The organism is Sphingobium sp. (assembly GCF_035511395.1).
Classification (GTDB): Bacteria; Pseudomonadota; Alphaproteobacteria; order Sphingomonadales; family Sphingomonadaceae; genus Sphingobium.
The window spans coordinates 48,170-69,893 of sequence record NZ_DATKFP010000126.1; the positions used below are offsets into that span (position 1 = coordinate 48,170).

The window sequence follows — 21,724 nt, forward strand, 5'->3', positions numbered from 1 at the left end:
AAACACCCTTGGGGGTCGCGGATTTTGTTTCAGGACAGGCAGTTCGGGTCTCAGCAGGGCGGTGCATCCGCATCCCTCTGGCTGGCGGACTCGCTCGATCGGGCGGTCGCTCCGCCGTCGCAGGACTGGCGCAGCCGCCTGCGCGACTGGGCCGATGATGTGGAACTGGTTCCCGACCTTGGCCAGCGCATCGGCAGCCTCACCTGGTTCCGCGGCCTTGCCACCTGCTTCGGCCTGTGCGCCACCGCTCTCTATCTTTCCCTCGGTTTCCAGCCCGTTCCCGGCGCGTCCGGCCCGATCCTGTCCGACGCGCATTATGACGAAGTGCGCAGCCAGATGATCACGCCGCTGGCGATGGGCGCGGACAGCGGCCGGCATATGGGGCCGACCGACGCGGTGCAGCCGCTGCGCGAAACGCCTGAGCGCCCGCAGATCGAACTGAGCGCCCAGGTCGGCAGCAGCGACACCTTGCCCCGCGCCCTGTCGCGCGCCGGCGTCAGCAGCGGCGATGTCGCGACCGTGATGGCGATGGTCGGCGGCGACATTGATGCGGGCGTGAAGCCCGGCACGCGGCTCGATATCATCCTTGGCCGTCGCGCCAGCCGCGACCGGCCCCGGCCGCTCGACAAGCTCGCCTTCCGGGCGCGGCTCGACCTTGGTGTCGAGCTGACCCGCAATGGCGGCGTGCTGTCGGTGAAGCGCGTTCCGATCCGTGTCGACAATACGCCGCTGCGCATTCAGGGCGTGGTCGGCGACAGCATCTACCGGTCGGCCCGCGCGGCAGGCGCGCCGCCCAAGGCGGTGCAGGCCTTCCTACGCGTCATCGCGCAGCAGGTCGACCTGGGCGGCATCGCGGCGGGCGATCGCTACGACATCGTCAGCGAATATCGCCGCGCCGAAACCGGCGACGTGGAGGTGGGCGACCTGCTCTATGCCGGCCTCAAGCGGTCGCGCGGCAAGTCGGTCGCGATGCTCAAATGGAACAGGGACGGCCGCACCGAATGGTTCGAGGCGTCGGGCGTGGGCGAACGGCGCGGCGTTTTGTCGGCGCCGGTCGCCGGGCGCATGTCGTCGGGTTATGGCCAGCGTCGCCACCCGATACTGGGCTATACCCGCATGCATGCGGGCATCGACTTCGCCGCCCGCTATGGTTCCCCCATCTATGCCGTGACCGACGGCGTGGTGGCCTTTGCCGGGCGACATGGCGGCCATGGCAATTATGTCCGCATCCAGCATGGTGGCGGCCTCGCCACCGGCTATGCCCATATGAGCCGTATCGCGGCGGTAGCGGGCCAGCGGGTGCGGCGCGGGCAGGTGATCGGCTATGTCGGCTCGACCGGCCTGTCGACCGGGCCGCATCTCCATTATGAGCTGTATCGCGGCGGCGCGACGGTCAATCCGCTGTCGGTCAAGTTCACCACGACGGCGCAGCTGGCCGGCCGCGAACTCGCCGCCTTCCGCGGGCGGCTGGCTCAATATCAGGGGCTGCGGGTCGGGTTGCACGACAGTTTCGCGCAGAAGACCCCGGCCGCTCCGGTAGCGAGCGGCAAATAAGCCGCTTCCTGCGCTCCGCCCACGCCGATCGAACATGATCCGATACTGTTGAGCCGGATCGTGCGCCAATTTCTGTGCTTTCCGTGATTTCCGAGCCGTCAGATGTTCCATCTGACTGGAAATCGCTCTAACGCGCGGCGATGACAGGTTCCGTTACCGCCATCCTGCTCGCAGGCGCGCGCCCCATTCCCGATCCGCTGGCCCTGGCCGCTGGCGTGCCCGTCAAGCCGCTCGCGCCGGTCGCGGGCGAGCCGATGATCAACCGGCCCGCGCGCGCCCTGCTGGACCATCCCGCCATCGGGCAGATGGTCGTGCTGACGCAGCGGCCGGACGTCTTCGCCGCCGATCCCGCCACCGCCTGGCTCGCCGAGCAGCCGCGCGTGCGGTTCGAGACGGGCGGGCAGGGGATCGCCTCCTCTCTGCTGGCGCTGATGGAGCAGGGCGACCTACCTTTCCCGCTGCTGCTGACCACCGCCGACCATGTGCTGCTCGACACAGCCATGCTCGACCAGTTCGTCGGCGAGGCGCAGGGCGCGGACATCGCCGTCGCCATGGTGGAGCGGGCAACGCTGCTGGCGCGCTACCCGGAATCGCGGCGGACCTGGCTCAAATTCCGTGACGGCTGGTGGTCGGGCGCTAACATCTTCTGGTTCGGCAGCGCCAAGGCGAAGCCGGTGATTGCCCTCTGGCAGGAGGTGGAGCAGGACCGGAAGAAGGGCTGGAAGATCCTGTCCGCCTTCGGCCCCTTCGCGCTGATCGGGGCGTTGCTGCGCATCCTCACCCTGCGCGGCGGGATCGCGCGGATCGGGCGGCGCTTCGGCCTTGCCGCGCGGCTGGTGGCGATGAACAGCCCGGAAGCCTGCATCGACGCCGACAAGCCGGCGGACGTCACCCTGATCGAATCGATCCTCGCGCGTCGTTAGATATTCGTCGCCATCGCCCGGCGGCTGGCGAGGCCCATCATCGCGAAACTGGCCAGCGCGGTGATGATATTGGCCATCGCCGCGCCCTTCGTCCCGAAATGGGGGAGAAGCGCGGATTGCAGCCCCAGCAGCAGGAAGGTCGAGATGAAGGTGATGCGCAGCGACAGGCCTGCCCGGTCGGTCGCCATCAGCAGCGGGCGATAGCTGACCCCGATCAGGTCGATGCAGGCCGACACGCCCAGCATCAGCAGCAATGGATAGGCCGGCAGGAATTCCTTGCCCGCGATCAGGCCCAGCAGCGGATGGCCGATCGTCACTATCAGGCCGATGATGACCGCGCCCGCGACCAGCGCCAGCCGGTTGGTGCGGCGGAACAGCGCGCCCAGCGCTTCCCTGCCATGGCTGCTGGTGCGCGACAGTTCGACGAAGATGCTGCGCGAGAGCAGGCTGCTGATCTTGGTCAGTGAATTGGCGAGCTGGTTGGCGAGGCGATAGAGGCCGGCGCCGGTCGGGCCGACAAAGGCGCCGACGATCAGCACCGCGACCTGCTGGCTGATCGAACCGAGGCTGGTCTGGAGGTTGGTGGCGGTGAGGAAGCCGATGATGCCGGGATTTTCGGCGCGCGCGTCGAGCGCCCGGCCCGTGCGCCAGCTGCCGATGCGGCCGCGTCCGACGCGCAGCGCCAGCCACCAATAGGCGATCGCACAGAGCAGTTCGGAAAAGGCCCAGGCGATCAGGAAGCCGGTGATGCTGGGCATGACCGCCAGCGCGACGGCCGCGCCGATCATGCGGCCCACCGGGATCATGGTTTCGGCGAAAGCGGCCGAATCGAACCGGTCGAACAGGCGCAGTACGCCGGTCGGGCTGGACCGGATGGTGATCATCATCACCATGCAGAATAGCCAGACCTGCCATCCCATACCCGCGCCCAGTTCCAGCGCGTCGCCGAAGATCAGGATGATGGCGGCCGCGATGACGCCGCCGGCCAGCGCGGACGCCAGGTCGATGACGATGCAGAAGCGCAGCACGCGGTTGAGGGCATCGCCATTCCCCTCCGTCAGATGCGGCTGGCCGTAGCGCACGACGATCTGCCAGCTGTCGAAGCTGACCAGCGCCTTGATGACGTTGGCGGCGCTCAACACGAGCGCGAAGCGGCCGAAATCCTCTACCCCCAGCGTGCGGGTGACGATGGCGAGATAGGCGAGGCTCAGCACCGCGCCCACGCCCTTGCCGCCCAGCAGCCAGCCGGTATTGGCCAGGATGCGGGCGAAACCGTCGCCTGCCGCTCCCGATCCGCGCTTGAACATCTTTATGACTGCCGGCCTTTCAATGCTGAAGCCGGTCGTCCGGCGCGCGCCTATCTAAGGGCTGAGGCCGCCCGTTTGAAGTCGCCTTTTTTTCGGCCCAATTGCGTTTTAAAGCGCGCGCCATGACGATTACCAAAGCTATCATCCTTTCGGCGGGGCAGGGCTCGCGCCTTCTGCCGCTGACCCGCGACATTCCCAAATGCATGATCGACTTCAACGGACGAAGCCTGATCAGCTGGCAGGTCGCGGCGCTGGTGGCCAATGGCGTGACCGACATCGTCGTCGTCACCGGCTTTCGCACCGAGCGTGTGGAGGATCATGCGCTGCAACTCTATCGTGAAACGGGCGCGCGCATCCGCACCGTCTTCAATCCCTTCTTCCAGGTCGCCGACAATCTTGGCACCTGCTGGATCGTGCGGGAGGAGATGGACCGGGACTTCATCATCCTGAACGGCGACACCATCGTGTCGGACGAGATCGTCGCCAGGCTGGTGAACGGCGCGCAGGACGCCATAACCGTGACCGTCGATATCAAGGCGGACGGCGAATATGACGATGACGACATGAAGGTGAACCGCGACGCGACCGGCCGCCTGCACGCCATCGGCAAGCGGCTGCTGCCGCCCGACACCAACGCCGAATCGATCGGCATGCTGGCGTTCCGGGGCGAAGGTCCGGCGATCTTCCGCAACCAGATCGACCAGATGATGCGCACGCCCGAAGGCGTCGAGCGCTGGTATCTGCGCGCGATCGACATCATCGCCAAGGGCAATCGCGTCGGCACCGTGTCGATCGAAGGGCTGGACTGGCAGGAAGTCGATTTCCCGCAGGATGTCGAGGCGGCCAAGAAGTTGACCGCCAGGTGGGTGGCCGAAGGGCGCTACGCAAAATAGGATTTTGCGGGCTTAACTTCGCATATGTCCCGCATATCCTGAAATTTCCTGTCTTCCTCCCGACATTTTATTACGTTCGTTGCCGGATGTGCCAATCATGGTTTCCGCCGATTAACCCACATAGTGGGCTGCGGCGGCATGGCGTGATCCCCGTCACGGCGCACAGGATGCAGGGATGCAATAGCCGCGGCGACTTCTGACGAAAGAAAGGTCGCCTGTGGATCAAGAGCTTAATGGCTATTGCCGCCCTTTGTCGATTTTCGAGAAATGCCAGGTCGCAATCATCGGCGGCATCGCCATCGGGCTGGGTATCGGTTTCCTGCTCGATTTTGTCAGCTGAGCGGCGGCAGGTTCAAGGAGCCTGCCTGTCCCTATAACCTGCCCGGACCGTGTAGGACAGGGGAAAGCCGACCGAACAATCGGTCTGTCTTCCATCGCGATGACGGTCCGTATATAACATCTCTGGTCATTCCGCGCCGCGTTACCGAGGCTGTCGATGCCGGTCACTCTGAACCATATCATCGTCCATGCTGCGGACCCGGCCGCAACAGCCGCCTTCTATGTCGACATATTGAACCTGCCGCCGGCCCGCCAGCTGGGACATTTCACCGTGCTTCAGGTGGGCGAGACGTCGCTGGACATGTTGCAGACCGATCAGGCCATCGCTGCAAGCCACTTCGCCTTCCTTGTGAGCGAGGCGGAATTTACGGACGTCATGATGCGGATCGAGAAGCGCGGGCTGCGCTATTGGGCCGACCCCTTTCACACATTGGCCGGCGCGATCAATCATTGGGACGATGGCCGGGGCGTCTATTTCGACGATCCCAACGGGCACATACTCGAAGTCTTGACCCGACCCTATGGCAGCGGCGGTCCCGATGCCGCGCATCCGAACCCGCTGCTGCCTGTCGCAGGCGTGTGACCGATCAGGGACGGGCTGCGCTATTGCCGAAACAGCCCTTCAGCCAGTCGCGCAGATTGTCCAGATCATCGTCCAGTTTCACCGCCGCGCCCAGGTCGGGCTGGCCGGGCCATCCTGCGTCCGCGACCGTCACGCCGGCGGCGCTCCGTTCGCCCTCATAGCGGGGCAGGACGTGGAAATGGACGTGCGGGTCGACCATCATCAGCATCAGATAGTTGATCTTGCTGTAGTTCACCGCTTGGGCCAATGCGGTCTCGATCGTGGCCGTGACGGTCTTGAGTTCGGCATGGGCCTGCGCCGGCAGGTCGCCAAAAGCGGTCGCGTCGCTCTTCGCAGCCAGCACCAGCGAACCCAGTGTCGGCTGGGCGGGGCGCAGCAGCACGACCCAATGCTCAAACTCCGCGATCAGCGTCGCGGGGTGGCCGAATTTCTCGATGGTCGCGTTCATGCGGCTGCCGCCTCGGCTTCATCCATCCAGCTGACGATGGGCTTGCCCGACCGCTTCACGCCATAGGCCTGTGCCAGCCGCACGGCATGGACCACGAGCGATATGATCGTCCACCACGCCAGCGCGATCAGGCCGATGTCGGGGCGACCCAGGATCAGCGCGAAGAGCAGGATCACCATGTTCGGGTTGCGCCGCGCGGTGATGAGGCGGAACTGGCTGTCGAACGGACGCCAGACATGGATGTCCATCTTGAAGTCCTTGAGGAACATCCCTTCGATCAGCCGTTGCAGCACATAGCCCACGATCACGGCCGTCATGATGAAGGTGAAGGTGCCGGGTGAGAGTTGCAGACCCCAATAGACAAGGCCGGTACCCCAGAAATACCACCAGAAGGGCGGGTGGACGAGGTCTACGCCATGATCGATCACATTGCCCCATTTGGACGAGGTGATGGTGCAGCGGGCGAGCTTTCCATCGACCGTATCCAGCACCATGAAGATGAAGCCGGACAGGAAGCCGGTCCAGTACATCCCCTTGGCGAAGAGGAAGGTCGCGACGAGGCAGAGGGTGACGCCGATCACCGATACCATATTGGGTGTCATCTTCAGCTGCGCGGCGATGCGGGTGAGGATCAGCGCCAGTTCGGGCCAGAGATATTTGGTGAGCAGGTCGGTCACGCCCTTGTAGGCGCCGAAATAGCTGCGCCGCTCGATCTCCCGCCGGGTCGATGGGGTGAGTTCGCGAACCATCGGCTGCTCCAGCTTGCGCAGCTGGCGGTTGTAGAGCTTGCGGCCGTCCGACAGGTCGACGACATGCGGCGCCGTAAGTGGATCGCTCCCCTGCGCCACCTGCCCGACGATCGGCGTGCCCGCCCAGGCGAACAAGGTGCCCGGCGTTTCGAGCGCCAGGCGCAGCAGCAGCGGGTCGAAGGCATAGGTCAGGTTGAACAGCAGTTCATGCCCCTCCGCCAGCTTGCTGCCGTTCTTGGCGGCGCTTTCCGCCATGCGCCGGTTGCGCTCGGCATTGGACATGCCCCAGATCGGCGTCGCATTCTCGCCGATCAGGCGAACGGGGCCGAGGGTGGTGGTCAGGATCTGGCTCATGCAGGACTCTTGGCAAAATTCAGGATCAGGTCGGCCTGCCGCTGGGAGGCGGGGACCGGAGACAGGTCGATGGATTGCTGCATCGCCGCCTTTTGCGCAGCAACATAGGTCGGTTGCAAGTCGTTCGCGCGGGACAGGGCGTCGGGCAGGGCATCCGCGCGCTCGATCACTTGCCCCAGCCGCCAATGGGCGAAGGTTTCGCTGGATGCGTCGCGATGGTCGAGGTTGAGGAAGATGCAGGGGCGGGGCTGTATGAGAAATTCATAGACCTGGCTCGACACGTCGCCCAGATAGACGTCCGCGATCACGGTGTAGCTCATGTCGATCGAATGGCGGCTACCCATGTCGATGCGGATATGCGGCGCACTGCTCGCGATCGGCGGCACGTTTCGCGCCATCTTGGTGTGGGGCGCGATGATGACGTTCCAGCCCTCAAGCGACTCAAGGGTCGCCAGCATTTCCGGCCCATGTTTGACCCAGGAGGATAGCGCCGGGTCGAAATGCGGATTGTAGAGCAGGACCGGCCGGTCGTCGGGGAAGAAGCGCTGGCGTTCCGCCTTCAGTTCGAACTTGGGATAGCCGCCGACCGCGACCGTATCGGGCGTGCAAAGGCCGCGATCGATCATCCGACGCCGATCCTTCTCGCCAGCGACCAGCGTCAGGTCGAAATCGGCGTGGCGCTTCTTGTAGCCGCCCTCCCGGTCGCCTGCGCCATGCTTGATGAGGATCATTCGGGAGCGGAATCCGGGGACGCGGCGCAGCCAGGCGCTGCTGATCTCGGTCGTCACCAGCGTCGGGAAGCGGGCGATGGTCGCGTAGTTGAGCAGCAGCGTCGCCAGTCGCGAGGGCTGGCGGAACAGCGAGTCGGGGCCGGCCAGCGGGCGGCGCAGCCGGATATGGTGCAGGCTGCCTTCGGCATCATAGCTGCCGATCAGCGCCAATATCTGGTCCGAGGGTGAAAGGACGCTGACCCGGACATCGGGCCGGCGCGCCAGTTCCAGCGCGGCAGGCAGCCAGTGATAGAGCTGCTGCGCTTCTGCGATGGCGAGAAAGGCGATGTCGATCGGCAATATGAAGTTTCCTACAGATTTCGCCGCCCTAGCGTGGATATTGGAGGAAGCAAGAAGGAGCCAGGGTTGCGTCCGAATAATTGCAAGCCATTTGCAACAAGGACTTGAGGGCAGAAACATGGTCCTCAGTGCTGGACCTTTGCAGATTTTTCGTTATGCGGACCCCCAACAGACAGACATCGACGAAGAGGCTCGACGAGCGATGGCCGAATTTGCTTTGCCCAAGAACAGCAAGATCAGCGGCAAGGGTGTAACCCACAAGGCGCCCGACGGTGCGACCAATGTCCGCAGCTTCAAGGTCTATCGCTACGATCCCGACTCCGGCGAAAATCCGCGCTACGACACGTTCGAGATCGACCTCGATACGTGCGGTCCGATGGTTCTGGACGCGTTGCTGAAGATCAAGAATGAATATGATCCGACGCTGACGTTCCGCCGGTCGTGCCGCGAAGGCATTTGCGGCAGCTGCTCGATGAACATGAACGGCCGCAACGGCCTGGCCTGCACGACCGCGATCGACGAGTGCGCCGGCAAGCAGGTGCAGATCACGCCGCTGCCGCACATGGACGTCATCAAGGATCTGGTGCCGGACTTCACGCATTTCTACGCCCAGTACAACAGCATCAAGCCCTGGCTGCAAACCGTCAGCCCTGCGCCCAGCGGCAAGGAGCGGCTCCAGTCGCCCGCCGACCGCGAGAAGCTGGACGGCCTCTACGAGTGCATCCTGTGCGCCTGCTGCTCGACCAGCTGCCCCAGCTACTGGTGGAACAGCGACAAGTTCCTCGGTCCGGCGATCCTGCTCCAGGCCTATCGCTGGCTGGCCGACAGCCGCGATGAATATACCGGCGAGCGTCTGGACGATCTGGAAGATCCGTTCCGCCTTTATCGCTGCCACACCATCATGAACTGCGCGAATGTCTGCCCCAAGGGTCTTTCGCCGGCCAAGGCGATCGCCGAAACCAAGAAGATGATGGTCGAACGGCAGCTGTAAGTTGACGAGCGACGGCGTTGCGGGCGGGAAACCGCTGACCGAAGGGAAATGGGCGGGCTGGGCCGCGTGGTCCGACCCGCATCCCGACACCTTCCTGCAAGCGATCGGCCGTGGTTACATGCGTGCGGTGAGCGCTACGAAGGCGCTGGTCGGGCTGGAAACGCGCTCCAGCCATCGCAATCGACTCGATACGCTGCACGGTGGCTTCCTTGCCGCTTTTGCCGATCACGCCTATTTCGGTGGCCTCTGGGCGATGGGTCACAAGGATCAGGTCAATGGCGTGACCATCGACCTTTCCATGCAATATCTGGGCTCTGGCAAGGTCGGACCCGACCTGATCGCCGAGGTGGAGGTGTTGCGGGAGACCGGGCGGCTCTTCTTCCTGCGGATGCTGATCACCCAGGACGGTCAGCCGGTTGCAGCGTCCACCGCGACCCTTCGCAAGGCGCCAGCCCCCAAGTGACAAGCGTCATCGCCCGCTACGACGCGCTGGTGCAGGCTGGCGAACTGAGGCCTGACCCGGACCAGCGCGCGGGCGCGGAACGACTCGACCGATTGCAGCAGGAACTGGAAGCCGCCCCGGCGCGTGGATCGACCCTGTGGAAGCTGTTGCGCAAGGCGCCCGAGCCGCCGCGCGGCCTCTACATGTGGGGCGGGGTGGGGCGCGGCAAGTCGATGCTGATGGACCTGTTCTTCGACACGGTTCAGGTGAAACGCAAGAAGCGCGCGCATTTCCATGAATTCATGCTCGACGTCCATGCGCGGCTGGCGGAAGCGCGCAAGTCGGAGACGGGCGATCCGATCCCGCCGGTGGTCGAGTCGCTGGCCGAAGAGGCGCGGCTGCTCTGCTTCGACGAGATGGTCGTCAACAATATGGCCGACGCCGCGATCATGTCGCGCCTGTTTACCGGCCTGCTGGAAAAGCGGGTGACGATCGTCACCACCTCCAACCGCGAACCGGACGAACTCTACAAGAATGGGCTCAACCGCCAGCTCTTCCTGCCCTTCATCGACCTCATAAAGGCGAAGCTGGACGTGATGACGCTGAACGGGCCGGTCGATTACCGGCGCGACCGTCTGGGCGATTCGAAGCTGTGGCATGTGCCCAACGGTCCGGAGGCGACTAGGGCGCTGTCGGAGGCCTTTTTCCGCCTGACCGACTTTTCGGTCGAGGATCGGGCCAAGGTACCTTCGGAGGAGATCGTGGTGCAGGGCGGGCGCACCATGCATGTGCCCAAGAGCCTGAAGGGTGTCGCGGTCTTCTCCTTCAAGCGGCTGTGCGCGGAGGCGCGGGGCGCGCCGGACTATCTGGCGATCGCGCGCAAATATCACACCGTCATCATCGTCGGCATCCCCGTACTGGGGCCGGAGAAGCGCAACGAGGCCGCACGCTTCGTGACGCTGATCGATTCGCTCTACGAATATAAGGTGAAGCTGCTGGCGTCCGCCGATGCCGAGCCGATGCGACTCTATCCCGAAGGCGACGGCGCGTTCGAATTCGAGCGCACCGTGTCGCGCCTGATGGAAATGCAGTCCGACGATTATCTGGCGCTCGGCCACGGGCCGAAATAGTTTTTCGCACATCGATCGACTCGTCGCCGGGTGGAATCCACCCGTCCGATGTTGCGCGCGCCGTTCATCTGAACGCAATTTTTATAAAGGAAAACAGGCCGGGCGCCCCCGAGGAGGAAAGGCGCCCGGCAGGATACCTCTGCAGGGAAGGCTGGGGACCAGGGTAGGAGTCCTCAGCGACAGGGTGTGAATCGGTCTTAATGCAATTGCGAACGAATTGCAAAGATAATTTGGCTTCCACGGGTTTCCGCGGTTGAAACCCCTCTCCGAAGGGCGTAGGCGGGCCAGCAATTCCAGTAGTCACGACTTGGAGGATGATTGCATATGGCCCGTAAGAAGATCGCGCTCATCGGCGCAGGCAATATCGGCGGCACGCTGGCGCACCTCGCGGCGCTCAAGGGTCTGGGTGATATCGTACTGTTCGACGTCGTAGAAGGCGTGCCGCAGGGCAAGGCGCTCGATCTGTCGCAATGCGCTTCGGTCGAAGGTTTCGACGCCAAGATCACTGGCTCGAACGATTATGCCGACATTGCGGGCGCGGACGTCATCATCGTCACCGCCGGCGTCGCCCGCAAGCCGGGCATGAGCCGCGACGACCTGCTGGGCATCAACCTGAAGGTCATGAAGGCCGTGGGCGAAGGCATCGCCGCCAACGCGCCCGACGCCTTCGTTATCTGCATCACCAACCCGCTCGACGCGATGGTCTGGGCGCTGCGCGAATTTTCGGGCCTGCCCCACAACAAGGTCGTCGGCATGGCCGGCGTTCTGGACAGCTCGCGCTTCAACCACTTCCTCGCCGAAGAATTCGACGTCTCGGCCAAGGACGTCACCAGCTTCGTTCTGGGCGGCCATGGCGACACCATGGTTCCGGTGATCGAATATTCGACCGTCGCGGGCATCCCCGTCCCCGACCTGATCAAGCAGGGGCGTTCGACGCAGGAGCGCATCGACGCCATCGTCAAGCGCACCCGTTCGGGCGGCGGCGAGATCGTCGCGCTGCTCAAGACCGGTTCGGCCTTCTATGCGCCCGCCACCAGCGCGATCGCCATGGCTGAAGCCTATCTGGGCGACAAGAAGCGTCTGCTGCCCTGCGCCGCGAACCTGACCGGCCAGTATGGCGTCGACAATCTCTATGTCGGCGTGCCCGTCATCATCGGCAAGGACGGCGTCGAGCAGGTCATCGAGATCGAGCTGAACGACGAAGCCAAGGCGAACCTTCAGGTGTCGGTCGACGCGGTCAAGGAACTGCTGGAAGCCTGCAAGGGCATCGATAGCTCGCTCGCCTGATCCTACCCAGCTTGCACCGGTCCGTCCCAGGTAAGTGCGCAGCCTGGGACGGGTCGCTTTCGACCCAAGTGCCACGTCCACAGAAGATAAAGGGACTCGCATGTCCATTCTGGTGAACAAGAACACCAAGGTCATCACCCAGGGTATGACCGGTGCCACCGGCACCTTCCACACCGAACAGGCTCTGGCCTACGGCACCCAGATGGTTGCCGGCGTGACCCCCGGCAAGGGCGGCACGACCCATATCGGCCTGCCGATGTACGACACCGTCGCGGAAGCCAAGTCGAAGACCGGCGCCGACGCTTCGGTCATCTACGTTCCGCCGCCGTTCGCTGCCGACTCCATCCTGGAAGCGATCGACGCCGAAATCCCGCTGATCGTTGCGATCACCGAGGGCATCCCCGTCCTCGACATGGTCCGCGTGAAGCGCGCCCTGTCGGGCAGCAAGTCGCGCCTGATCGGCCCGAACTGCCCCGGCGTCCTGACGCCCGGCGAATGCAAGATCGGGATCATGCCCGGTTCGATCTTCTCGAAGGGTTCGGTCGGCGTCGTGTCGCGTTCCGGCACGCTGACCTATGAAGCCGTGTTCCAGACCACCAACGCCGGCCTGGGCCAGACCACCGCGGTCGGCATCGGCGGCGACCCGGTCAACGGCACCAACTTCATCGACGTGCTGGAACTGTTCCTGGCCGACGACGCCACCGAATCGATCATCATGATCGGCGAAATCGGCGGCGACGCGGAAGAACAGGCTGCCCAGTTCCTGATCGACGAAGCCAAGCGTGGCCGCAAGAAGCCGATGGCCGGCTTCATCGCAGGCCGCACCGCGCCTCCGGGCCGTCGCATGGGCCATGCCGGCGCGATCGTGTCGGGTGGCAAGGGCGACGCGGAAAGCAAGATCGCAGCGATGGAAGCCGCCGGCATCAAGGTTGCCGCCAGCCCGTCCGAGCTGGGTTCGACGCTGGTCGAAGTGCTGAAGGGCTAAAACAGCTCCTATAATATGAGGGCGGCCGGGCTGCACCCCGGCCGCTATTTTCCCGCTTCCGCGACTGCACGCGGCTGGGATGGGACAAGGCAATGGGTTACGAGAACCAGGATTTCGAAATCGAGCGCGGGCCGAGCTGGGCGCGCGATAACTGGCCGCTGAGCGACACCGACGATCTGACGGGGGCGATGGACCCCACGCAGATGCAGGTCGCCGTGAAGGCCGCCGCCAAGGCTGCGGGCAAGGCCGTGTCGGATGCCGACGCCGTTGCCGCCGCTGATGATGCCATCCGCGCGCAGATGCTGATCCGCACCTATCGCGTGCGCGGTCATCTGGCCGCCAACCTCGATCCGCTGGGCCTGGCCAAGCGTGACCTGCCGGCTGACCTCACCCCGGAATATCATGGCCTGACCGACCTCAACAAGAAGGTCTATCTGGGCGGCACGCTGGGCCTGCAATATGCGACCGTGGCGGAGATCGTCGCGATCCTGCGCGCCAATTATTGCGGCAATGTCGGCCTTGAATATATGCACATCGCCGACGTGGAGGAGCGTCGCTTCCTTCAGGACCGGCTGGAAGGCAAGGACAAGGAAATCCACTTCACGCCCGAGGGCAAGAAGGCGATCCTGGCCAAGGTCATCCAGGGCGAGCAGTATGAGAAGTTCCTGGGCCGCAAATATGTCGGCACCAAGCGCTTCGGCCTCGACGGTGGCGAGTCCATGATCCCCGCGCTCGAAGCCGTCATCAAATATGGCGGTTCCGCAGGCGTGCGCGAGATCGTGTTCGGCATGGCGCATCGCGGCCGCCTGAACGTGCTGGCCAATGTGATGGCCAAGGGCTTCCGCGTCATCTTCCACGAATTTTCGGGCGGCACCGCCAATCCCGAGGACGTCGGTGGTTCGGGCGACGTGAAGTACCATCTCGGTACCTCGACCGACCGTGAGTTCGACGGCATCAAGGTCCACATGTCGCTGGTCCCCAACCCTTCGCACCTCGAAACCGTCGATCCGGTGGTGCTGGGCAAGGTCCGCGCGCAGCAGACCTTCCGCGACGATCTGGAAAAGCATGAGCAGGTGCTGCCCGTGCTGATCCATGGCGACGCCGCCTTTGCCGGCCAGGGCATCGTCTGGGAATGCCTCGGTTTCTCGGGCGTGCACGGCTACAATACCGGCGGTTGCGTCCACTTCATCATCAACAACCAGATCGGCTTCACCACCAGCCCGCAATTCTCGCGCGGCTCGCCCTATCCGTCGGACGTGGCGAAGGGCGTCCAGGCGCCGATCCTGCACGTCAATGGCGACGATCCCGAAGCCGTGACCTTCGCGACCAAGCTGGCGATGGAATATCGTCAGACCTTCCACCGTGATGTGGTCGTCGACATGTGGTGCTATCGTCGCTTCGGCCACAATGAAGGCGACGAGCCGGGCTTCACCCAGCCGCTGATGTACAAGGAAATCCGCCAGCATCCGCCGGTTTCGGAAATCTATTCGGCGCGTCTGAAGAATGAAGGCGTGGTCGACGATGCATTCGTCGGCGGCACGACCGACGAGTTCGTCGCCCATCTGGAGGACGAGTTCGAGGCGGCCAAGAGCTACAAGTCGAACAAGGCGGACTGGTTCGCCGGTCGCTGGTCGGGCCTGCATAAGCCCGCCGACGCGGAAACCGCGCGCCAGAGCGTGGAATCGGCGATCAGCACCAAGCTGTTCGACGGCCTCGGCAAGACGCTGACCACCGTTCCCGAAGGCCAGAACATCCACAAGACGCTGAAGCGCGTGCTGGATGCCAAGGCCGAGATGTTCAAGACCGGCGCCAATTTCGACTGGGCGACTGGCGAGGCTCTCGCCTTCGGTTCGCTGTTGTCGGAAGGCTATGGCGTTCGCCTGTCGGGGCAGGACTCAGGTCGCGGTACCTTCAGCCAGCGTCACGCGGTCTGGACCGATCAGGACAGCGAGAAAAAATATATCCCGCTCTCGACCGTGCCGCATGGCCGTTTCGAAGTGCTGGATTCGCCGCTGTCCGAATATGGCGTGCTCGGTTTCGAATATGGTTTCGCGCTGGCCGATCCGAAGAGCCTGGTGATCTGGGAAGCCCAGTTCGGCGACTTCGCCAACGGCGCGCAGATCATCTTCGACCAGTATATCGCGTCGTCGGAAACCAAGTGGCTGCGTTCCAACGGCCTCGTCTGCTTGCTGCCGCACGGCTATGAAGGGCAGGGCCCGGAACATAGCTCGGCGCGTCTGGAACGCTTCCTTCAGCTGTGCGCGGAAGGCAATATCCAGGTCGCGAACATCACGACCCCGGCCAATTACTTCCACGCCCTGCGTCGTCAGATGCTGCGTCCGTTCCGCAAGCCGCTGATCATCATGGCGCCCAAGTCGCTGCTGCGCCACAAGCTGGCGGTCAGCAAGGCCGAGGATTTCCAGGGTGAAACGCACTTCAAGCGCATCCTGTCCGACCCGAATGCGGCGCCGGACAAGGAAACCAGGCGTCTGGTCCTGTGTTCGGGCAAGGTCTTCTATGACCTGATGGAAGCCCGCGATGCCGCCGGCGACACGGACGTGCAGATCGTTCGCATCGAACAGATCTACCCGTTCGCGACCGAGGCCCTGGCCAAGCGCATCGAGCGCATGACCAACCTGGAAGAAGTCGTCTGGTGTCAGGAAGAACCGCGCAACAATGGCGCCTGGTTCTTCGTGGAACCTTATGTCGAGGAAGCGCTGGCCAAGGCCGGCAAGGCGCCGATGCGCGCCCGCTATGCCGGTCGCAAGGCTTCCGCCTCGCCTGCAACGGGTCTGGCGTCGCGCCATGTGTCCGAACAGGGCGCCCTCGTCGCCGATGCGCTGGGTCACAGCGTCCGTGAAGAAATCCGCCGCCAGAAGAAAGGCTGAAACAGCTCATGGCTACCGAAGTTAAAGTCCCCACTCTGGGCGAATCCGTTACCGAAGCAACCGTGGGCCAGTGGCTCAAGAAGCCCGGTGAAGCCGTCAAGGCCGACGAGCCGATCGTCAGCCTGGAAACCGACAAGGTCGCGGTCGACGTGCCCTCGCCGGTCGCGGGCGTCATGGGCGATCTGGTCGCCAAGGAAGGCGACACGGTCGAGGTCGGCGCGCTGCTGGCCTATGTGAACGAAGGCGGCGCTGCCGCTTCGCCCGCTCCGGCCGCCGCTGCTGCCCCCGCCGCCAAGGCGGAAGCTGCTGCCCCGGCGCCGGCCGCATCGGCCCCTGCCGCTTCGGACGAGGAAGAAGGCGGCAACCTGACCCTGTCGCCGGCGGTCCGCCGTCTGGTGCTGGAGCATGGTCTTGATCCGAGCAAGATCAAGGGCACCGGCAAGGATGGTCGCCTGACCAAGGACGACGTGATGGCCGCCGTCGCAGCCGGCACTGCCAAGGCTGCGGCCGGTTCGACCGCCGCTGCGCCCGCCGCCGATGCCCCGGCCGCTGGTCCGAGCCGCAAGCAGGAGCGCGTCAAGATGACCCGCCTGCGCCAGACCGTCGCCAAGCGTCTGAAGGAAGCGCAGAATAACGCTGCTCTCCTGACGACCTACAACGACGTCGACATGACCAACGTCATCGAGGCGCGCGCCAAGTACAAGGATCTGTTCGAGAAGAAGCATGGCGTCCGTCTGGGCTTCATGGGCTTCTTCACCAAGGCCGTCTGCATGGCGCTCCGCGACATTCCGGGCGTCAACGCGCAGATCGAGGGCGACGAGATCGTCTATAACGACTTCGCCGACATCTCGGTCGCCGTCTCGGCTCCGACGGGCCTCGTCGTTCCGGTCATCCGCAACGCGGAAAGCCTGAGCGTCGCCGATATCGAAAAGACCATCGGCGGCTTCGGCAAGAAGGCCAAGGAAGGCAAGTTGACCATGGAAGATATGAAGGGCGGCACCTTCACCATCTCCAATGGCGGCGTGTTCGGCTCGCTGCTGTCCAGCCCGATCATCAACCCGCCCCAGTCGGCGGTTCTGGGCCTGCACCGCATCGAGGACCGTCCGGTCGTCCGCAATGGCGAAATCGTGATCCGTCCGATGATGTATCTGGCGCTCAGCTACGATCATCGCCTGATCGACGGTCGCGAAGCGGTGACCTTCCTCGTCGCGGTCAAGAACGCGATCGAGGATCCGACCCGCCTGCTGATCGACCTGTAAGCCGATCCCTACAAGCCAATCCAACGTGCTCCTGCGAAAGCAGGAGCCCATGGTGGAGAAGTGCAACGAAAGCGGGATATGTCTATCTGATGGCCAGCAGGCGCAACGGCACCCTCTATCTGGGTGTCACTAGCGATCTGGCCGTCAGGGCGTATCAGCATCGCAACGCTCTGGTGGATGGCTTTACGAAGGAACATGGCTGCACCATGTTGGTATGGTGCGAAGCATATGATGATCTGCAAGAAGCGCGACGACGCGAATTGCAGATGAAGAAATGGAAACGGGCCTGGAAGATCGAGTTGATCGAACGGGAAAATCCGCAGTGGCGGGATTTGTTCGAGACACTGTTCTGAAGACGCCCTGGGCTCCTGCGTTCGCAGGAGCACAAGAATGAGGTGAGAGATGGCAGACTTCGATTATGACGTCCTGGTTATCGGTGCTGGCCCCGGTGGTTATGTCGCCGCGATCCGCGCGGCGCAGCTGGGCCTGAAGACCGCCTGCGCCGAAAGCCGCGAGACGCTGGGCGGCACCTGCCTCAATGTGGGCTGCATTCCGTCAAAGGCGCTCCTGCACGCGTCCGAACTCTATGACGAGGCAGCGAACGGCGCGCTTGCCAAGCTGGGCGTCAAGATCGACAAGATGAGCCTGGACCTGCCTACCATGCAGGGCCAGCGCATCGACGCGGTCAAAGGCCTGACCGGCGGCATCGAATTCCTGTTCAAGAAGAACAAGGTGACTTGGCTGAAGGGCCTTGCCAGCTTCACCGGCGCCAACACCGTCGAGGTCGGCGGCGAGAAGGTGACGGCGAAGAACATCGTCATCGCCACGGGTTCGTCGGTCGCGCCGCTTCCGGGCGTGGCGGTCGACAATGCCGGCGGCAAGATCGTCGATTCGACCGGCGCGCTGGAACTGGACAAGGTTCCGGGCCATCTGGTCGTCGTCGGCGGCGGCGTCATCGGTCTGGAACTGGGCAGCGTCTGGAAGCGCCTGGGCGCCAAAGTCACTGTGGTCGAATATCTCGACCAGATCCTGCCCGGCATGGACGGCGAAGTCCGCAAGGAAGCCAACAAGATCTTCAAGAAGCAGGGCTTCGAATACAAGCTCGGCACGAAGGTCACGGGCGCCGAGGTCGGCAAGAAGGGCGTGACCCTGACCGTCGAACCGGCCGCCGGTGGCGATGCCGAAAAGATCGAGGCCGACGTGGTTCTGGTGTCGATTGGCCGTCGTCCCAATACGGAAGGTCTGGGTCTGGACAAGATCGGTCTGGAGCTCAATGCGCGCAGCCAGATCGAAACCGATCATGATTTCGCGACCAAGGTTCCTGGCGTGTGGGCGATCGGCGACGTCATCCCTGGTCCGATGCTCGCGCACAAGGCCGAGGACGAAGGCATCGCCGTGGCCGAGAATATCGCGGGCCTGACCGGCATCGTGAACCATGACGTGATCCCCTCGGTCGTCTACACCAAGCCGGAAATCGCGGGCGTGGGCCTGACCGAGGAAGCTGCCAAGGAAAAGGGCGCGATCAAGGTCGGCAAGTTCCCGATGATGGCGAACAGCCGCGCCAAGACCAATCACGAGCCGGAAGGCTTCGTGAAGATCATCGCCGACGCCGAAACCGACAAGGTGCTGGGCGTGTGGATCATCGCCACCGTCGCGGGCACGATGATCGCGCAGGCGGCACAGGCGATGGAATTCGGCGCGTCCAGCGAGGACATCGCCTATACCTGCCACGCCCACCCGACCCACAGCGAAGCGATCAAGGAAGCGGCCATGGCCGTGACCGGCAAGCCGATCCACATGTGATCGGTTGCAGGATCGGATTATAAGGAAAAGGCCTCCGCATTGCGGGGGCCTTTTCTTTTGGCGGCTTTGGTCGGTGAGGCGTGGATGACGATCGAGACACCCCTGGCAGCAACCCTGGGACGCGCGGGCGCCATCATGCAGGCGGCGCATGATCCCTGGTGGGTCATCGCCAGTGCGGCGGTCGCGCTCCATGGCGTCGATGCAGGACATGTCGCCGATGTCGATATCCTGTTGAGCGTCGAGGATGCTGAGCGCATCCTGCCCGGCATAGGTGTGACGGTACGTCCGGGCCCAACGCACGCCGCCTTCCGCTCGACGGTGTTCGGCACCTGGACCGGCGCGCCGCTGCCGGTCGAGTTCATGGCGGGCTTTGTATATCGGAAGGGTGCGCAATGGGTGCCAGTGCAACCCGCGACGCGCCAGCCTGTCGAGGTGGAAGGCGTCATCCTGTTCATACCGGAGCGCCGAGAGCTGGCGCGCCTGATCATGGATTTCGGCCGGCCCAAGGATATGGCGCGTGCTGAAGGCCTTTCATCGACGGCGCGGCATTTTTAGAACTGGTCGGCGATGTCCATCAGACCAAGCAGTTTCCTCGGCGCGATCTGGCGCCAGCTGGCGTGGAGCCGTTCCGCGATATGCTCCCAGTCGGTGTCGCCCAGGTCGAGGCGGATGCCGACCCAGTCATTGCCGAAATAGGCGGGGCGATAATAGCGCTCCGGATCGGCCTCCATCAACGTTGCCTGCTCCTCCGGCGCGGTGGTCTTCACCAGCACGGCGATGATGCCGTCGCCATGATGGTCGCGGGTGAAATAGGCGAATTTCTTGCCCTTCACGATGCCGAAGCAGGGCATGCCGTGCGAGACGATCTCGTCCGCCTGGGGCAGGGCGAGCGCGGCCTCGCGCACCTTGTTCAGCAGCCAGTCCGGTTGGCGTTCGCGCGTGACGAAGTCGGCCAGCGTGCGCGAATAGAGCTGATGCTCGGCGATCAGGATGCGGGCGGCGAGGCTGTTTTCGGTGTCGCCGGGCAGGATGGCGACCGGGGTCTGGCCCAGCACCGGTCCGTCGTCCAGTTCGGCCGTCACGATATGGACCGAGCAGCCCGCATGGCTGTCGCCTGCGTCGATCGCGCGCTGATGGGTGTCGAGACCTTTATATTTGGGCAGCAGGCTGGGATGGATGTTGAGCATCCGGTTTTCCCAGCCCGATACGAATTCCGGCGAGAGCAGGCGCATATAGCCGGCGAGGGCGACATAATGCGCGCCGGCCTCCCGCAACTGCGCATCGATGATGGCGTCGAATTCGGCCCTCTTCAGCCCCTTGTGGCTCTGGCCGAAGGTCGCGATGCCCTCTGCGGCCGCGAGCGCGAGGCCGGGGGCTTCGGGATCGTTGGCGGCGACCAGCACGATCTCATACGGACAGTTCTCGGCCCTCGCCGCATAGAGCAAAGCCGCCATGTTCGACCCGCGGCCGGAAATCAGGACGCCGACTTTTGCCTTGTTCATACCCAACCCCGTTCGGTTCGAGCTTGTCGAGAACCCTCGCGCAACGTTTCTCGACTTCGCTCGAAACGAACGGAGGGCGGGTTTCAGCCCAGATGCGTGGCCGACCAGTCGGCCTTCGCGCTCCAGGTTTCGGTGCTGCCCTTGACGGTGCAGCCCTTCTCGCCTTCTTCCACCGCGCCGATGCGGAACACGGTTTCGCCCGCATCCTCCAGCGACTTGGTGACGGCGGCGACATGGGCTTCGTCCACGGCCAGAACCATGCCGATGCCGCAGTTGAAGGTGCGCGCCATTTCTTCCGGCTCGATATGGCCCTGCGCCTGGAGGAAGGCCATCAGGCGCGGCTGTTCCCATTCGTCGGCATCGACCGTGGCATGGGCGCCGTCGGGCAGGACGCGGGGGATGTTTTCCAGCAGGCCGCCACCGGTGATGTGGGCGAGGGCGTTGATCATGCCGGCGCGCACGAGCGGCAGCAGGCTCTTCACATAAATCTTGGTCGGCGCCATCAGCGCGTCGATCAGCAGCACTTCATTGTCGAACAGTGCCGGGCGATCAAGCTTCCAGCCCTTGTCCGCGGCGAGGCGGCGGACCAGCGAGAAGCCGTTCGAATGGACCCCCGACGAGGCGAGGCCGATCAGCACGTCGCCTGCCTTCACCCTGTTGCCGGTCAGCGCCTTGGACCGTTCCACCGCGCCGACGCAGAAGCCGGCCAGGTCATAGTCGCCATCGGCATACATGCCCGGCATTTCGGCTGTCTCGCCGCCGATCAGGGCGCAGCCGGCGGTGCGGCAGCCTTCGGCGATACCGGCGATCACGCGCTCGGCGACGCCCGACTCCAGCTTGCCGGTGGCATAATAGTCGAGGAAGAACAGCGGCTCGGCACCCTGCACGATCAGGTCGTTGGCGCACATGGCGACCAGGTCGATGCCCACGCCGTCGTGGCGGTCATGGTCGATCGCGAGTTTCAGCTTGGTGCCGACGCCGTCATTGGCCGCGACCAGCAGCGGATCGTCATAGCCCGCCGCCTTCAGGTCGAAGAAGCCGCCGAAGCCGCCCAGTTCGGCATCGGCGCCGGGACGGCGGGTGGCCTTGGCCAGCGGGGCGATGGCACGGACAAGGGCGTTGCCCGCGGCGATGTCGACGCCAGCCTTGGCGTAGCTGTAGGATTCGTTGTCGCTCATGACGCAGCGCTCTACGGTCGAAACCGCGTAATGTCGAGT

The 21,724-nt window shown here is 64.1% G+C and carries 21 protein-coding genes; 15 read left to right on the forward strand and 6 right to left on the reverse strand.

Annotated features, from left to right (window positions below):
* The first annotated feature begins 24 nt into the window (after window positions 1-24).
* Window positions 25-1,554 (forward strand): M23 family metallopeptidase, encoded by a 1,530-nt coding sequence (locus tag VMR39_RS08250; RefSeq protein WP_325415500.1) that lies wholly within the window; start codon window positions 25-27, stop codon window positions 1,552-1,554.
* Between the two features lie 140 nt (window positions 1,555-1,694).
* Complete coding sequence (locus VMR39_RS08255; protein WP_325415501.1) at window positions 1,695-2,477, forward strand: nucleotidyltransferase family protein; 783 nt, start codon at window positions 1,695-1,697, stop codon at window positions 2,475-2,477.
* On the opposite strand, the gene VMR39_RS08260 is transcribed toward VMR39_RS08255, so the two are convergent.
* The gene (locus VMR39_RS08260) at window positions 2,474-3,784 is read right to left on the reverse strand and encodes a lipopolysaccharide biosynthesis protein (RefSeq protein ID WP_325415502.1); all 1,311 of its coding nucleotides are present in this window, start codon (window positions 3,782-3,784) and stop codon (window positions 2,474-2,476) included. The two genes, VMR39_RS08255 and VMR39_RS08260, sit on opposite strands and share 4 nt — an antisense overlap.
* A gap of 122 nt (window positions 3,785-3,906) precedes the next feature.
* Here VMR39_RS08260 and VMR39_RS08265 point away from each other — a divergent pair, with 122 nt between their 5' ends.
* From VMR39_RS08265 to VMR39_RS08275, 3 genes are all read left to right on the forward strand, one after another.
* Window positions 3,907-4,677 carry a phosphocholine cytidylyltransferase family protein gene (locus VMR39_RS08265; protein ID WP_325415504.1) on the forward strand — a complete coding sequence of 257 codons (771 nt, stop codon included), beginning with the start codon at window positions 3,907-3,909 and terminating at the stop codon, window positions 4,675-4,677.
* A 217-nt stretch (window positions 4,678-4,894) separates the two neighbouring features.
* Window positions 4,895-5,017 (forward strand): hypothetical protein, encoded by a 123-nt coding sequence (locus VMR39_RS08270; RefSeq protein WP_325415505.1) that lies wholly within the window; start codon window positions 4,895-4,897, stop codon window positions 5,015-5,017.
* Window positions 5,018-5,173: 156 nt separating this feature from the next.
* A complete protein-coding gene (locus tag VMR39_RS08275) occupies window positions 5,174-5,599 on the forward strand; it encodes a VOC family protein (RefSeq protein ID WP_325415506.1) in 426 nt (141 codons plus the stop codon).
* A 4-nt stretch (window positions 5,600-5,603) separates the two neighbouring features.
* On the opposite strand, the gene VMR39_RS08280 is transcribed toward VMR39_RS08275, so the two are convergent.
* Genes VMR39_RS08280 through VMR39_RS08290 form a run of 3 tightly spaced genes read right to left on the reverse strand, consistent with a single transcriptional unit; the run spans window position 5,604 to window position 8,220 of the window.
* The gene (locus VMR39_RS08280) at window positions 5,604-6,047 is read right to left on the reverse strand and encodes an HIT family protein (RefSeq protein WP_325415507.1); all 444 of its coding nucleotides are present in this window, start codon (window positions 6,045-6,047) and stop codon (window positions 5,604-5,606) included.
* A complete protein-coding gene (locus tag VMR39_RS08285; RefSeq protein ID WP_325415508.1) occupies window positions 6,044-7,150 on the reverse strand; it encodes a CDP-alcohol phosphatidyltransferase family protein in 1,107 nt (368 codons plus the stop codon). Before VMR39_RS08285 ends, VMR39_RS08280 begins: the two co-directional genes overlap by 4 nt.
* Entirely contained in the window at window positions 7,147-8,220 is a 1,074-nt protein-coding gene (locus VMR39_RS08290) for a glycosyl transferase (RefSeq protein WP_325415509.1), read from the reverse strand. The genes VMR39_RS08285 and VMR39_RS08290 overlap by 4 nt, the downstream gene beginning before the upstream one ends.
* Window positions 8,221-8,422: 202 nt before the next feature.
* Between VMR39_RS08290 and VMR39_RS08295 the strand changes: the two genes are divergently transcribed.
* From VMR39_RS08295 to VMR39_RS08340, 10 genes are all read left to right on the forward strand, one after another.
* Window positions 8,423-9,211: a succinate dehydrogenase iron-sulfur subunit gene (locus VMR39_RS08295; RefSeq protein ID WP_325415510.1), complete on the forward strand. Its 789-nt coding sequence runs from the start codon at window positions 8,423-8,425 to the stop codon at window positions 9,209-9,211.
* A gap of 1 nt (window position 9,212) precedes the next feature.
* Entirely contained in the window at window positions 9,213-9,674 is a 462-nt protein-coding gene (locus VMR39_RS08300) for a PaaI family thioesterase (protein WP_325415511.1), read from the forward strand.
* Entirely contained in the window at window positions 9,671-10,783 is a 1,113-nt protein-coding gene (zapE, locus tag VMR39_RS08305; protein WP_325415512.1) for a cell division protein ZapE, read from the forward strand. The genes VMR39_RS08300 and zapE overlap by 4 nt, the downstream gene beginning before the upstream one ends.
* A 324-nt stretch (window positions 10,784-11,107) precedes the next feature.
* The gene (mdh, locus tag VMR39_RS08310) at window positions 11,108-12,070 is read left to right on the forward strand and encodes a malate dehydrogenase (RefSeq protein ID WP_325415513.1); all 963 of its coding nucleotides are present in this window, start codon (window positions 11,108-11,110) and stop codon (window positions 12,068-12,070) included.
* Between the two features lie 100 nt (window positions 12,071-12,170).
* Window positions 12,171-13,055, forward strand: coding sequence for a succinate--CoA ligase subunit alpha (gene sucD / locus VMR39_RS08315; RefSeq protein ID WP_088182010.1), 885 nt, complete (start codon window positions 12,171-12,173; stop codon window positions 13,053-13,055).
* A 92-nt stretch (window positions 13,056-13,147) separates the two neighbouring features.
* Window positions 13,148-15,943, forward strand: a complete 2,796-nt coding sequence (locus VMR39_RS08320) for a 2-oxoglutarate dehydrogenase E1 component (protein WP_325415515.1) — start codon at window positions 13,148-13,150, stop codon at window positions 15,941-15,943.
* A gap of 8 nt (window positions 15,944-15,951) precedes the next feature.
* Window positions 15,952-17,202 (forward strand): 2-oxoglutarate dehydrogenase complex dihydrolipoyllysine-residue succinyltransferase, encoded by a 1,251-nt coding sequence (odhB, locus tag VMR39_RS08325; protein WP_325415516.1) that lies wholly within the window; start codon window positions 15,952-15,954, stop codon window positions 17,200-17,202.
* An 89-nt stretch (window positions 17,203-17,291) separates the two neighbouring features.
* Window positions 17,292-17,555, forward strand: coding sequence for a GIY-YIG nuclease family protein (locus VMR39_RS08330; RefSeq protein ID WP_414712472.1), 264 nt, complete (start codon window positions 17,292-17,294; stop codon window positions 17,553-17,555).
* A 49-nt stretch (window positions 17,556-17,604) separates the two neighbouring features.
* Window positions 17,605-19,005, forward strand: coding sequence for a dihydrolipoyl dehydrogenase (gene lpdA, locus VMR39_RS08335; protein WP_325415517.1), 1,401 nt, complete (start codon window positions 17,605-17,607; stop codon window positions 19,003-19,005).
* A gap of 84 nt (window positions 19,006-19,089) precedes the next feature.
* A complete protein-coding gene (locus VMR39_RS08340) occupies window positions 19,090-19,560 on the forward strand; it encodes a hypothetical protein (protein WP_325415518.1) in 471 nt (156 codons plus the stop codon).
* Here VMR39_RS08340 and purN read toward each other — a convergent pair.
* Together purN and purM are read right to left on the reverse strand one after the other, a co-directional pair.
* The gene (purN, locus tag VMR39_RS08345; protein WP_325415519.1) at window positions 19,557-20,507 is read right to left on the reverse strand and encodes a phosphoribosylglycinamide formyltransferase; all 951 of its coding nucleotides are present in this window, start codon (window positions 20,505-20,507) and stop codon (window positions 19,557-19,559) included. The two genes, VMR39_RS08340 and purN, sit on opposite strands and share 4 nt — an antisense overlap.
* An 83-nt stretch (window positions 20,508-20,590) precedes the next feature.
* Entirely contained in the window at window positions 20,591-21,685 is a 1,095-nt protein-coding gene (gene purM / locus VMR39_RS08350) for a phosphoribosylformylglycinamidine cyclo-ligase (RefSeq protein ID WP_325415520.1), read from the reverse strand.
* Between the last annotated feature and the right edge of the window lie 39 nt (window positions 21,686-21,724).